Origin of the sequence: Flagellimonas algicola (genome assembly GCF_005937185.1) — a bacterium.
Taxonomy (GTDB): Bacteria; Bacteroidota; Bacteroidia; order Flavobacteriales; family Flavobacteriaceae; genus Flagellimonas; species Flagellimonas algicola.
Map to the genome: position 1 here is coordinate 1,293,410 of NZ_VCNI01000002.1, position 13,169 is coordinate 1,306,578.

The following is a 13,169-nucleotide window of genomic DNA, read 5'->3' on the forward strand; positions in this document are numbered from 1 at the left end:
CTAAATCAAATAATGCAAAGCCTATGGAGCGGTTAATGCGATCAATTAAAATTGGAATAAACGAGAAAATCTATCTAAAAGACCCTGAATCTTCAGATTTGGGAAAAAGAATCGTGGAGCAGAGCATTTTGATGATTCATGAAATGGGATTTGAAAGTTTCACCTTTCGAAAACTCGGCGAACAAATTCAATCCAATGAAAGCTCGGTATATCGGTATTTTGAGAACAAACACAAATTACTACTCTATTTGGCTTCGTGGTATTGGGGCTGGTTGGAATACAAAATGGTCTTTGCCACCAATGGCATTCCGAATCCTACAGAGAAATTAAGAAGGGCTATTGAAATCCTTACCCAAACCGTAAAAGAGGACGTTACCTTTTCACATGTCAATGAGGTACTGCTCAATAAGATTGTTATCAATGAGTACTCAAAATCCTATTTGACCAAGGAGGTGGACCTGGAAAACAAGGAGGGCTACTTTGTTATTTATAAAAGATTGGTGCAACGTTTACATGAAATGATTATTACGGTGGACAAGGATTATCCCTACCCTTCAAGTTTGGCTAGCACCATTTTGGAGGGGTCATTGCATCAATATTTTTTGAAGGAGCATTTTCCCAATCTTACGGATTGTGATGACAACGTAACCCCTACCCAATATTTTACCGATTTAGTTTTCCGCACTTTAACCCCCAAAGCATGACAGAAAAAGTTCTAACCGCTTGGCAACGCTTAATGGGGTTGCTGGCATTGGATAAAAAGGACATACTTCAAGTTTTTTATTACGCCATTTTTGCCGGGGTGGTTAACTTATCACTACCGCTGGGGATTCAGGCCATTATCAATTTGATCCAGGGAGCACAGGTGAGCACCTCATGGATTGTCCTGGTGATTTTGGTCACCTTGGGCGTGGCCTTTGCAGGTACCTTGCAGTTGATGCAGATGCGCATCATTGAGAACGTCCAACAAAAGATTTTTACCCGTTCCTCTTTTGAATTTGCATACAGATTCCCCAAAATTAAGATGAACGAACTCAGAAATTATTATCCGCCTGAGTTAGCCAACCGATTTTTTGATACCCTAACCGTACAAAAGGGATTGTCCAAAATACTTATCGATTTTCCAGCGGCCTTACTGCAGATTGTATTTGGCCTATTGCTGCTTTCGTTCTACCACCCGTTTTTTATTCTATACGGCCTGCTTTTGGTGTTGTTGATTTATGTGGTCTTCAAATTTACAGCCCAACGGGGCCTTGATACCAGCTTGGACGAATCAAAAAACAAGTACAAAGTAGCACACTGGATTCAGGAAATTGCCCGGACTCTTGTAAGTTTTAAACTTTCAGGAAAAACCAGCCATGCGGTTGACAAGAATGATACTTTGGTAGCAGATTACTTGGATGCTAGGGAGGGACATTTTAGGGTGCTAGTCCTGCAGTTTATCCAAATGATAGGATTTAAAGTGCTGGTTACTGCCGGTTTGCTTCTGATTGGAGGACTGCTGGTATTGAACCAAGAAATGAATATAGGTCAGTTTGTTGCTGCCGAGATCATCATCATATTGGTGATCAGTTCTGTAGAAAAAATGATCTTGGGTCTTGAGACCTTTTACGATTTGCTGACCTCCTTGGAAAAATTGGGACAGGTCGTTGACAAGGAATTGGAGCCCCAAACCGGCGAGAAACCTTTTGGTGAAGATGAGGGTTTTGTTTTGGAATTGGATGAAGTGTCCTATAACGTTCCGGAAAGAGATAAAAAGATTGTGGACAATGTTTCCATGACCATAACCCCGTCCTGCACCATTTTACTACAGGGATCCAGTGGATCGGGAAAATCAACCTTATTGCGTTTGATTGCGGGTATTTTGGAACCTGACGAGGGAAAGATTTTTGTGAACAATGTGGCATTGCAGGGAATGAATCTCAATTATTATAGATCAAATTTGGGGCAATCCCTCAGTGAAGAAAGCCCATTTGAAGGAACTTTGTTGAACAACATCACTTTCGGGAATTCATCCATAAGCAGGGATGATGTGTATTGGGCTCTTGAAAATACCGGCCTAACAGAGTTTGTCAAAGAGCAGCCTCAAGGATTGAATACCATCATTTACCCAGAAGGGAGACAGATTCCCTATGCGGTTTCCAAGAAGATAGTCTTGGCCCGAAGCATAGTCAGAAAACCAAAATTGTTGGTGCTCAAAGACCCTTTGGACCAATTTGGTGAAGCAGAGGCAGAAAAGATCATGGATTTCTTAACGGATCCAGCCAATGGATGGGCCTTGGTCATTGTAAGTGAAAATCCAAAATGGACACAGCGGTGTGGCAGAATCATCACCATGGAAAAAGGAAAATTGATCAACGAAAGATAGAAGCATGCTAAATATATCACCCAACAAGTTGAACGAAAAGGTAGATTTGAGTGGTTACAAAGCTGCCCAAAAAGTCTTTGGAAGAAGGCACAACAAGCATTTTAACCGCTTGCTCGCCGTGTTCTCCCTAATAACCTTGATCGTAATGTTCCTTCCGTGGACACAGACCATATCAGGAAAGGGATATTTAACCACTCTGAAACCGGATCAGCGTCCACAAACTATTCAATCGCCCATACCTGGCCGTATTGAGAAATGGTATGTTAGGGAAGGGGATTTTGTGGAAAAAGGAGATACCATTCTTTACATTTCTGAGGTTAAGAGCGAGTATTTTGATCCTAATTTGGTAGCCCGAACAGGCAAGCAGATCAAGGCAAAATCTATGGCCGTAACTTCCTATCAGGAAAAAGTAAAGGCTCTTAACCAACAAATTGCGGCCCTTGGCACGGAGCGTCAACTGAAATTGAAACAGGCACAAAACAAACTGTTGCAATCCCGGCTAAAAGTGCAGAGCGATAGTATAGATCTTGAGGCGGCCAAAACCAATATCGCCATTGCCGAGCGTCAATACAACCGAATAGCTGAGCTGGAGAAGGAAGGTCTGAAAGCATTGACGGATGTGGAGGAAAAAAGATTGAAGTTACAGGAGACCCAAGCCAAGCTGATTTCCCAAGAAAATAAGCTTTTAACCAGTAAGAATGAGGTCATCAATACCCAAGTTGAAATCAACAGGGTGCAAGCGGAATTCACGGACAAAATTTCCAAAGCAAGGAGCGATATGCTTACCGCGAAATCCAATCAGTTTGATTCCGAAGCGCAGGTGACCAAGCTTGAAAACCAGTATACCAATTATGAAATCCGTAACAGCATGATGTACATCAGGGCACCACAAAGCGGATTCATAAACAAGGCGTTGCAATCAGGAATTGGCGAGACCTTTAAGGAAGGGGATCGATTGGTAGGCATTATGCCGGCAAAATATGACATGGCCGTTGAGACTTATGTAGAGCCCATAGACCTCCCTTTGATCCATATTGGGGAAAAGGTAAGGATACAGTTTGATGGCTGGCCTGCCATCGTGTTCAACGGTTGGCCCAATGTATCCTTTGGAACCTTTGGCGGCAAGGTGGTGGCTATTGAAACTTTTATCAGTGACAACGGAAAATACAGGGTACTTCTGGCACCGGACAATGAGGATGGGGAATGGCCAGAGGCTTTGCGCGTAGGCTCTGGAGCCAACACCATTGCCCTTTTGAATGATGTGCCCATTTGGTTCGAATTGTGGAGACAGCTCAATGGATTCCCGCCCAATTATTATCAACCGCAAAACAAAGTGGCCGATGCTGGTAAAAAGTAGTCCTGGATTTTATTTGTGGATTTGCCTTTTTTTCACCCTTGGTACCAAAGCACAAGATTATAATCCTGTGCTCGATTTTGGAGAGTATTTGGGGTATGTAAAAAAGTACCATCCCATAGCCAAGCAGGCACAATTGAACATTGCAATTGGAGAGGCCAACTTAATGCGCGCAAGAGGTGGTTTTGACCCCAAAATTAAAGTAGATTACGCTAAAAAGGAATTCAAGGGTACGGAATACTGGGATCGTTTGAATACCACCTTCAAGATTCCAACCTGGTTTGGGGTAGAACTTAAAGGAAATTTCGAGCAAAATCAGGGAAGTTTTATCAATCCAGATGAAACCCTCCCCATGGATGGGCTGTATAGTGCCGGGGTAACCATGTCTTTGGGTCAGGGATTTTGGATCAATGATCGAATGGCCACCCTACGCAAGGCCAAGTTCTTTAGGGAGCAATCCAAGGCTGACCAAGATCTTCAGGTGAATGGGATTTTGTACAAGGCTTCCTTGGCATATTTCGATTGGTTAAGGGCTTATTTGGACTATAATGTCTATGATGATTTCGTAAGAAATGCCGATGTGAGGTTGGATGGGATTAAACGCCGTGCCATGGCTGGAGACATGGCCATAATTGATACCGTTGAAGCTAAAATTGGGCTTCAAAATAGGGTTTTGGGTCGGGAACAGGCCAAGGTGAAGCTTATGAAAGCTTCCCTAGAATTATCCAATTTTCTGTGGATCAATGATGTTCCAGTTGAACTGCAACCCGAAGTGATTCCGGATGTTCAGGTAGCGTCAAAAATGGATGCGACATTACAAATTGCTGGACAGGGATTGGACAGCTTGATCTTGGAAAACCATCCCAAGTTACGGTCACTTGAATTCAAGATTGGCGGAATGAAAGTGGACAAGCGGTTGAAAGCTAACAAATTGTTGCCTAAATTGGATGTGGAATACAATTTTTTGACCGAATCACCGGAACAGATCAATTCGTTAATCACGGACAATTTTAAAGGTGGAGTTAGCTTTAGATTCCCACTCTTTCTTAGAAAAGAAAGGGGAGAATTGAAGCTTGCAAAGTTCAAGCTGAGGGACGTACAATTTGAGCGGGACAATGCTCAAGTTGAGCTATTGAACAAGATTACTGCATTATATCAGGAACTGGACTCTTATGTCTTGCAGAATCAACTCATAATGGACATAGTTACCAACTATGTAAGTCTACTGAATGCTGAGGAAAGAAAGTTCTCCGTTGGAGAAAGTTCCGTATTCTTGATCAATTCAAGGGAAAGTAAACTGATTGATGCCCAGCTAAAGCAAAATGAATTACAGAATATGTTCTTTTATGTTAAAGCAAAGCTCTTTAAAAGTTTGGCCATCAATCCTATTGAGTTATAAATCTTAGTCATGGCACGAAAAAAAAGCATGTTGGCGGTACAGGGAAGCAAAGGAGACTCCAAACGATTATTGAAGGATACTTTTTTCATTTTGATGGGGATTTTTGCCGCTGCTTTTGGCTTGGAGAGTTTCCTTTTGCCCAATGTTTTTATAGATGGGGGAGTAACCGGGATTTCACTATTGGTTTCTGAAGTGACCGCTGCACCCTTGTGGATTTTGATTGTCCTTATAAACCTTCCTTTTATTTTTATGGGGTACAAGGTCATTGGCAAACAATTTGCCTTAAAGACGGCCATAGCAATTTTGGGTCTGGCACTTACCTTGGTTTTGATTCAATTCCCAGAGGTGACACAGGATAAATTATTGGTAGCGGTCTTCGGGGGATTCTTCCTTGGGGCGGGAATTGGACTGTCTATAAGAGGGGGAAGTGTTTTGGATGGCACGGAGGTCTTGGCCATTTTCCTAAGTAGAAAATGGGGCGTTAAAATTGGGGATATCATCATTCTGGTCAATGTCATCATCTTTCTCGCTGCGGCATATTTACTCTCCATTGAATCGGCACTTTATTCCATGCTCACCTATTTGGCTGCATCCAAAACCCTTGATTTTGTTGTGGAAGGAATTGAAGAATATACTGGGGTAACCATCATTTCAAAGAAAAGTGAGGAAATCCGTAAAATGATTGTGGAGAAAATGGGCAGAGGACTTACCATTTATGAAGCTAAAGGAGGATATGGAAGCCAGGGAGAACAAAATGAGTACAACGTGATTTATACGGTTATCACTCGATTGGAGATTCGAAAATTACATAGCGAGATTGATAAAATTGACAATTCGGCTTTTGTGGTGATGAGCAGTATCAATGATACGCGCGGTGGCATGGTCAAAAAGAGGTTCCTCGATTCTTAGTAATACCAAAATTGTAGCCTTTCTTTTGGATTGAAACAAGCTTGTTAGTTTTTAGTCCATTTTCCAACCAATGACAAATATCAGATTTTTAGTCTCTTATGGGGGCTATTTTTGAAGCAAAAAAGGAATGGAAGTAGCTGAAGCAAAAATACAGAGGAACCCATTGGAACTTATCCGCGAAGGAATTTCAAAGGGGATGGAATATGGGGATTATCGCAGCATGGTGGAGCAATTGGCCAAAAATGGACAAACCACAGGACCGGAGCAACTGGAATCCCTGATCAATTATACCGAACTCAACGACCGCCGAATGAAGCGGTGGGATAAGACCATCAAAATATCAGAAGAAGCGCAACAGAGGATTGAAGAAGTGAAGTCCAAACTTGTTTTTCTGGTTTTGAGCGAAAGCTGGTGCGGGGATGCTGCACCCAGTCTTCCAGTAATGAACAAGATTGCGGAACTAAATCCGAATATCGAATTTAAAGTTGTGCTTCGGGATGAGCATCTAGATTTAATGAATCAATTCCTGACCAATGGCTCACAATCCATACCAAAGCTTGTTATTTTGGACAAGGACGCTGATGCAATAGTTGGGGAATGGGGTCCTAGACCCAGCATCGCGACCCAAATGGTGGAAGACTTCAAAAAAGAGCACGGATCACTTACATCCGAATTTAAGCAAGATCTTCAGGTTTGGTACAACAAGGACAAAGGGCAAAACACTTTAAGCGATTTATTGGAATTACTTCCCTTGGAATAAATAGGTAATGGTACCAATCTGTTGAGCCTTGGAATCTGGGCTAAACCGTGCTTTTAGCGCATAGGTAATGGCATTTTCAATAAGGCAGTAGTTAGTGGTGCCGGAGCTACTATCGTTAAAATCAGCTTCGGTAACGTAGCCGTTACTATCCACTTTTATATTGATGACCACTTTTCCACCTTCAATACAGGTGTAAATGGGTGGAGGCAAGGAATACGCATTTCGCTCAACCAATGAAAATGAAATTGAAGTGCGCCTATCCTTTAAATAATTGGTAAATTCTTCTTTTTGAGCCTCTCTTTCACCAAGCAGCTCTTTTTTTTCCTCCCGTTTTGCAGCCAATTCCTTAAGTTGGTTGGCAAAATCTGCATCAGCTTCCGAAAATTCGCCTTCTTCACTGTTCAAGGCCCTTTCTTCCATGAGTTCTTCAAGGGTTTTTAGAGGCTCCGGGTTGCCTATGGTAGGTTTGGCCGTTTCATTAAAGGCCATATGGCTCTTTATGGGTTCGTTGTTGGCCAGCTCCTCCAAGCGCTCCTCTTCCTCTTTCAGCAACTCTTCGATATCTTCATCATCCAAGCTCATTTCAATAACATATTCTTCCTCTTGCATCCCGCCCAAATGAATGTTGAAAAGCAACAAAACGATAATGGACATGGAGAAAAAAGTTATTAAAAACGATAACTGGTTTCTGTTCAGATTCATGGTCTTATTATAACCGCTTTTTTTTAAAATTATTTTACACCAAGGGTTGCCGAAACTACTGGAATCGGGAAAGAAATTTATCCTTCCATTCCAAGATTTGCCTTGAAAACCATTGGCGTGACGGAATTATCTACGTTAAAATCACCTATTTTGGTTCTTCTCAGAGCCGAGAGATAGGCTCCAGACTGCACGGATTTACCATAATCATGGGCCATGGACCGGATATAGGTGCCTTTGCTACAAACTATTCTAAAGTCCACATGTGGTATATGAATCTTGGTTATTTCGAAGGTGTGGATTTCAACTTTTCGAGACTTAATTTCCACTTCCTTTCCTTCTCGAGCGAACTCATAAAGCCGTTTACCATCCTTTTTTAAGGCAGAGAATACAGGAGGCACTTGGTCGATTTCGCCCAAAAAGCCGATTGTGGCATCAAAGAGCAGTTCATCCGTAATGTGATCAATGGGAAAGTTTTGGTTTACTTCGGTTTCCATATCATAGGATGGGGTTGTGGCGCCCAAAGTAAATGTCCCCGTATATTCTTTGATCTGTCCTTGGAGCTCAGGAATTTTTTTGGTGAATTTTCCGGTGCAGATAATCAATAGGCCTGTGGCCAAAGGATCCAAGGTGCCGGCGTGGCCAATCTTTATTTTTTTTAGGTCAAATTTCTTCCGAATGGCCCACTTTAAGGCATTCACAGCTTGGAACGAGCTCCACTCGAGTGGTTTGTCTATGAGCAATATCTGCCCGTTTAAGAAATCTTCTTTGGTCTTCAATGCCCTATAACTTTTTGGGACTAAAGGTAAGAATCGTCATGGAAAGGTTATCCCCAAATACTCCAGGCAATGGCAATAAGCCCTATGATGAAACAATAAATGGCAAAATAGGTAAGCTTACTTTGCCGAACCAATTTAATCATCCAGGTACAGGCAGCCAAACCAGCGATAAATGCGGCAATAAAACCTGCGCCCATAGCAACGGCCTGATCTCCTGCAAAATCTATCTCGCCACTTAAAATATCTTTGGCCATTTTTCCCAAAATCAGCGGTACTACCATCAAAAAAGAAAATCGAGCTGACTTGGACTTGTCCACACCCAAAAGCACGGCTGCAGAGATGGTGGCTCCACTTCTTGAAATACCTGGTAAGATGGCAACGGCCTGCGCCATACCAATCACAAAGGCACTGCGGTAGGACACACCCTTGTCCGTAGTCTTGGCCAAATCGGCCAAATATAAAAGGATGGCGGTAATCAGTAGCATTATGCCCACAATGATGATGGCGCCATCAAAAAAGACCTCTAGAAAGTCCTCCAAGAAAAAGCCAACAAGCGCAGCAGGAATCATGGAAATGATAATTTTCAAGGAAAATTGGGTTTCTTCATTCCATTTGAATTGAAAAAGGCCTCGAATAATTTCCCATACATCTTTTCGAAAAACAACTATGGTACTCAGTGCGGTGGCAAAATGGAGCACCACGGTAAATAACAAGCTCTCCTCCGGAAGTGATTCCGCGCCCAAAATGGCTTTGCCCAATTCTAAATGTCCACTTGAAGATACAGGTAAAAACTCGGTAAGTCCTTGAATAATTCCAAGGATAATCGCATCGATTAACTCCAAACTATTTTTTGTTTTTGCTAGGATTCAACAAAATGGCATAGACCTGTATTCCAAGACCTATGAGCACCAAAGTGGGTGCCAAGCGTATTCTTCTAAAATTGTAGATATCAGGATTGAAAACATTGGGGTCGTCGCTGCCACCACCGCTCATCAAGATAAATCCAAGGGCAATAAAAGCCAGACCTATGAAAAGAAATACATAGTTTTTTTTCTGAAAGATGAACTGCCTGCTAGTGTTAGGGGTTTGCTTATTTTTCTTACTCATGCCGTAAAGTTAATAATAAAGATCATCCGTTCTCAGATTTAGAAAACGCTGGGTGGCAATATGGGTGCTGCCCCAAGAAATTATGACTCCCAAACCAAAGACTCCGCCAAATAAGAGGACCAGAATCAGAACGTCCTGGAATATATTCAACTCAGGGAAATTTGTATTCACATAGTACAGAACCACTCCTAAAGCAATCAGCGCCAAAGTGGCTCCCAACATCCCCAATCTTATATTTTGCCAGATAAAGGGCTTTCTGATAAATTTTTTCGTAGCTCCAACCATTTGCATGGTCTTGATAATGAATCGTTTAGAATAAATGGAAAGCCGAATGGAACTGTTGATCAATAAGACCGCTATAGCGGTAAATAAAGCACTTGCCACCAAAATCCAAATACTGATTTTACGGGCATTATCATTGAGCAATGAAATCAGTGGTTTGTCATAGCTCACCTCTTCCACATAAGTTTTGGTATTGATATCCGATGCAATTTCCTCTATCTGGTTGGGAGAGACAAAATCTGCTTTGAGGTTGACGTCTATCGAATTTTTTAGCGGGTTATAGCCCAAAAATTCCACAAAATTCTCCCCTATATCCTCGCTGTATTGTTCCGCAGCATCTTCTTTGGAAACATAATGGGCAGATTTTGTATAGTCTGCCAAAGCCAAGCTTTTTTGCAACTGCTCAATTTCTACAGGTTTGGCATTATCCTTTAAGAACACGGAAATAGTAATCTGTTCTTTAAAATGGTCCCCGAGTTTTTTGGTGTTCAGGACCAGCAGTCCTAAAACCCCTACTAAAAATAGCACCAAAGCAATGCTCAAAACCACAGAAAAGTAAGAGGAAATTAGCCTTCTACGCTGATATCGTTCAATATATTGGCTCATATAGGAAAATCAGTATGTAAAAATAGAAAAGTAAATCGTAATTAGGGGATTAAAGCTATTTTTGCAATTCGAAAATGACGCGAAGACCATGGATTACAATTTCAGGGAGATAGAAGCCAAATGGCAAAAATACTGGGCCAAGAACCAGACGTTCAAAGCTTCCAACAATTCCGACAAGCCCAAATACTATGTTTTGGATATGTTTCCTTATCCATCTGGAGCTGGGCTACATGTTGGACATCCCCTAGGATATATCGCCAGTGACATCTATGCGCGTTACAAAAGGCATAATGGGTTCAATGTGCTGCATCCCATGGGCTATGATTCCTTTGGTCTTCCCGCGGAGCAATATGCCATACAAACAGGTCAGCATCCCGCCATAACCACAGAGGCCAACATTAAAAGATATCGGGAGCAGTTGGACCAACTTGGGTTTTCGTTTGACTGGAGTCGTGAAGTGCGAACATCGGATCCCAAATATTACAAATGGACCCAATGGGTTTTTATCCAGCTGTTTAATTCTTGGTACAACAAAACATCCGATAAGGCCGAAGATATTTCTACTTTGGTTTCCATTTTTGAGAAAGAGGGGAATACCAAAGTCCAAGCGGTTTGTGATGACGACGTACAAGAATTTGGAGCTAAGGATTGGGCAGGATTTTCGGATAGGACCAGGCAGGAAATACTTTTACAATATAGATTGACGTATTTGGCGGATACCGAGGTGAACTGGTGTCCAGCTTTGGGAACGGTCTTGGCCAATGATGAGATTGTGAATGGGATTTCGGAACGAGGAGGACATCCCGTGATCCGTAAAAAAATGACCCAGTGGAGCATGCGGATTACCGCTTATGCCCAACGTTTATTGGATGGATTGGACAGCATTGATTGGCCCCAACCGCTAAAAGATTCGCAAACCAACTGGATTGGTCGCTCTGAGGGCGCGCATGTCGAATTCAACGTACAAAACGAGGATTATAAGATTGCGGTATTCACCACACGCCCAGACACCATATTTGGAACCAGTTTTATGACCTTGGCCCCAGAGCATGAACTCGTAGCTAAGATTACCACGGCAGAACAAAAAGCTCAAGTGGAAGCCTATGTGGAAGCAACAGCAAAACGTTCTGAAAGGGATCGGATGGCCGATGTAAAATCCATTTCTGGGGTGTTCACCGGAGCCTATGCAGAGCATCCGTTTACCAAAGAACCCATTCCTATCTGGATTGGGGACTACGTATTGGCCAGCTATGGTACCGGAGCGGTGATGGCGGTACCATGTGGGGATCAAAGGGATTACGATTTTGCTAAACATTTTGATATTCCCATTCCTAATATTTTTGATGGAGCGGATATTTCCGAAGAGGCTTTTGCCGATAAGGCCAATACCATTATTGGCAACTCTGACTTTTTGAACGGACTGAATTTTAAAGAGGCAACAAGAAAGGTCATTGACGAATTGGAAAAAATTGGACAGGGAGAGGGCAAAATAAACTATCGCCTTCGGGATGCTGTGTTTAGCAGACAACGCTATTGGGGAGAACCTTTTCCGGTCTATTATGTGGACGGAATGCCCCAGATGATTGCTGATGAACATCTTCCCTTGGAACTTCCTGAGGTGGAAAAGTACCTACCCACAGAAACAGGGGAGCCACCTTTGGGCAATGCCACGCATTGGGCATGGAATACCCAAACCAACACGGTGGTGGCCAACGAATTGATTGATGATAAAACGATTTTCCCGCTGGAATTGAACACCATGCCGGGTTGGGCAGGGAGTTCACAATATTTCAATCGCTATATGGATTCGCAGAATAATGAGGCGATTTATTCAGAAGAAGCTATTGGATATTGGCAGGATGTGGATTTGTATATTGGAGGGAGTGAGCATGCTACAGGACACTTGTTGTATTCCCGTTTTTGGCAGAAGTTTTTGTTTGATATGGGAATTGCTCCCAAAAAGGAATATGCCAAGAAGCTGATCAACCAGGGGATGATTACGGGGACAAGTGCAATCGTATACAGAATCTCTGGCACAAACAAATATGTGTCTCTTGGCTTGAAAAGTGAATATGAAGTAGAAGAGTTGAGGGTTGATGTTAATTTGGTGAACACTTCGGATGAAATCAGGGTTGAAGATTTACGAAATTGGCAACCTGAATTCAAAGAAGCTGAATTCATTTTGGAGGATGGCAAGTATGTTGTTGGCAGGGAGGTGGAAAAAATGTCTAAAAGATGGTTCAATGTGGTGAACCCAGATAATATCTGTGAAGAATATGGAGCAGATTCCCTTCGACTGTATGAAATGTTCTTAGGTCCCTTGGAGCAATCCAAACCCTGGAACACCGCTGGAATAACAGGAGTGCATTCGTTTCTAAAAAAGCTCTGGAAGTTATACGCAAACATGGAGGAGGCAGTGCAACCCACGGCTGACAACCTCAAAACCCTACATAAGACCATTAAAAAGGTAGAAGAAGATATAGAGAACTTTTCCTTTAACACCTCAGTGTCTACTTTTATGATCTGTGTGAATGAGCTAACAGCACAAAAATGTAAGAGCAAGGCTATTTTAGAGCCTTTGGCAATTTTGGTATCACCTTATGCCCCACACATTGCGGAAGAGCTATGGGAAAAATTGGGACATCAGGAATCCATTTCAACAGCTGCATTCCCAAAGTTTGATGAAAAGCATTTGGTGGAAAACAGCAAGGAGTATCCCATTTCCTTTAATGGCAAGATGAGATTTAAGTTGGAGTTACCGTTAGATATGGGAAAGGATGAAATAGAGGCGGTGGTCATGGCCCATGAAAAAACGCAGGCCCAATTGAATGGACGGGAGCCCAAGAAGGTAATCGTTGTGCCGGGCAAGATTGTAAATATTGTGGGTTAACCATAGTTCTGGATAG

The 13,169-nt window shown here is 42.4% G+C and carries 12 protein-coding genes; 7 read left to right on the forward strand and 5 right to left on the reverse strand.

The genetic code is table 11. From position 1 onward, the window contains the following. Positions 1–23 precede the first annotated feature (23 nt). The 6 genes from FGG15_RS14700 (at position 24) to FGG15_RS14725 (ending at position 6,790) form a co-directional block, all read left to right on the forward strand. A complete protein-coding gene (locus FGG15_RS14700) occupies positions 24–704 on the forward strand; it encodes a TetR/AcrR family transcriptional regulator (RefSeq protein ID WP_138837543.1) in 681 nt (226 codons plus the stop codon). Next, positions 701–2,368: a peptidase domain-containing ABC transporter gene (locus FGG15_RS14705; RefSeq protein WP_138837545.1), complete on the forward strand. Its 1,668-nt coding sequence runs from the start codon at positions 701–703 to the stop codon at positions 2,366–2,368. Before FGG15_RS14700 ends, FGG15_RS14705 begins: the two co-directional genes overlap by 4 nt. A 4-nt stretch (positions 2,369–2,372) precedes the next feature. Continuing rightward, on the forward strand, positions 2,373–3,725 hold the full coding sequence (locus FGG15_RS14710) for an HlyD family secretion protein (RefSeq protein WP_138837547.1): 1,353 nt from the start codon (positions 2,373–2,375) through the stop codon (positions 3,723–3,725). Continuing rightward, positions 3,709–5,121 (forward strand): TolC family protein, encoded by a 1,413-nt coding sequence (locus tag FGG15_RS14715; protein WP_138837549.1) that lies wholly within the window; start codon positions 3,709–3,711, stop codon positions 5,119–5,121. Before FGG15_RS14710 ends, FGG15_RS14715 begins: the two co-directional genes overlap by 17 nt. A gap of 9 nt (positions 5,122–5,130) precedes the next feature. Beyond that, positions 5,131–6,030, forward strand: coding sequence for a YitT family protein (locus FGG15_RS14720; RefSeq protein ID WP_237561829.1), 900 nt, complete (start codon positions 5,131–5,133; stop codon positions 6,028–6,030). 127 nt (positions 6,031–6,157) lie between these two features. Beyond that, positions 6,158–6,790, forward strand: a complete 633-nt coding sequence (locus tag FGG15_RS14725; protein WP_138837551.1) for a thioredoxin family protein — start codon at positions 6,158–6,160, stop codon at positions 6,788–6,790. Here FGG15_RS14725 and FGG15_RS14730 read toward each other — a convergent pair. The 5 genes from FGG15_RS14730 to FGG15_RS14750 form a co-directional block, all read right to left on the reverse strand. Beyond that, positions 6,773–7,492, reverse strand: coding sequence for a hypothetical protein (locus FGG15_RS14730; RefSeq protein WP_138837553.1), 720 nt, complete (start codon positions 7,490–7,492; stop codon positions 6,773–6,775). The genes FGG15_RS14725 and FGG15_RS14730 overlap by 18 nt on opposite strands. 77 nt (positions 7,493–7,569) lie before the next feature. Then, complete coding sequence (gene truB, locus FGG15_RS14735) at positions 7,570–8,268, reverse strand: tRNA pseudouridine(55) synthase TruB (protein ID WP_138837555.1); 699 nt, start codon at positions 8,266–8,268, stop codon at positions 7,570–7,572. 47 nt (positions 8,269–8,315) lie between these two features. Further along, positions 8,316–9,110 carry an undecaprenyl-diphosphate phosphatase gene (locus FGG15_RS14740; protein WP_138837557.1) on the reverse strand — a complete coding sequence of 265 codons (795 nt, stop codon included), beginning with the start codon at positions 9,108–9,110 and terminating at the stop codon, positions 8,316–8,318. A 1-nt stretch (position 9,111) separates the two neighbouring features. Further along, a complete protein-coding gene (locus FGG15_RS14745; protein WP_138837559.1) occupies positions 9,112–9,375 on the reverse strand; it encodes a DUF3098 domain-containing protein in 264 nt (87 codons plus the stop codon). A gap of 9 nt (positions 9,376–9,384) precedes the next feature. Beyond that, on the reverse strand, positions 9,385–10,263 hold the full coding sequence (locus FGG15_RS14750) for a cell division protein FtsX (protein ID WP_138837561.1): 879 nt from the start codon (positions 10,261–10,263) through the stop codon (positions 9,385–9,387). An 88-nt stretch (positions 10,264–10,351) separates the two neighbouring features. On the opposite strand from FGG15_RS14750, the gene leuS reads away from it, so the two are divergent. Then, positions 10,352–13,153 (forward strand): leucine--tRNA ligase, encoded by a 2,802-nt coding sequence (gene leuS, locus FGG15_RS14755; RefSeq protein WP_138837563.1) that lies wholly within the window; start codon positions 10,352–10,354, stop codon positions 13,151–13,153. The last annotated feature ends 16 nt before the right edge of the window (positions 13,154–13,169 follow it).

What these genes read in the sequence shown, in the direction of transcription:
- FGG15_RS14725 (WP_138837551.1), top strand. Translation starts at nt 6,158, where the DNA reads ATGGAAGTAGCTGAAGCAAAAATACAGAGGAACCCATTGGAACTTATC.
- FGG15_RS14720 (WP_237561829.1), top strand. Translation starts at nt 5,131, where the DNA reads ATGGCACGAAAAAAAAGCATGTTGGCGGTACAGGGAAGCAAAGGAGAC.
- FGG15_RS14710 (WP_138837547.1), top strand. Translation starts at nt 2,373, where the DNA reads ATGCTAAATATATCACCCAACAAGTTGAACGAAAAGGTAGATTTGAGT.
- leuS (WP_138837563.1), top strand. Translation starts at nt 10,352, where the DNA reads ATGGATTACAATTTCAGGGAGATAGAAGCCAAATGGCAAAAATACTGG.
- FGG15_RS14745 (WP_138837559.1), bottom strand. Translation starts at nt 9,375, where the DNA reads ATGAGTAAGAAAAATAAGCAAACCCCTAACACTAGCAGGCAGTTCATC.
- FGG15_RS14700 (WP_138837543.1), top strand. Translation starts at nt 24, where the DNA reads ATGGAGCGGTTAATGCGATCAATTAAAATTGGAATAAACGAGAAAATC.
- FGG15_RS14730 (WP_138837553.1), bottom strand. Translation starts at nt 7,492, where the DNA reads ATGAATCTGAACAGAAACCAGTTATCGTTTTTAATAACTTTTTTCTCC.
- FGG15_RS14705 (WP_138837545.1), top strand. Translation starts at nt 701, where the DNA reads ATGACAGAAAAAGTTCTAACCGCTTGGCAACGCTTAATGGGGTTGCTG.
- FGG15_RS14715 (WP_138837549.1), top strand. Translation starts at nt 3,709, where the DNA reads ATGCTGGTAAAAAGTAGTCCTGGATTTTATTTGTGGATTTGCCTTTTT.
- FGG15_RS14750 (WP_138837561.1), bottom strand. Translation starts at nt 10,263, where the DNA reads ATGAGCCAATATATTGAACGATATCAGCGTAGAAGGCTAATTTCCTCT.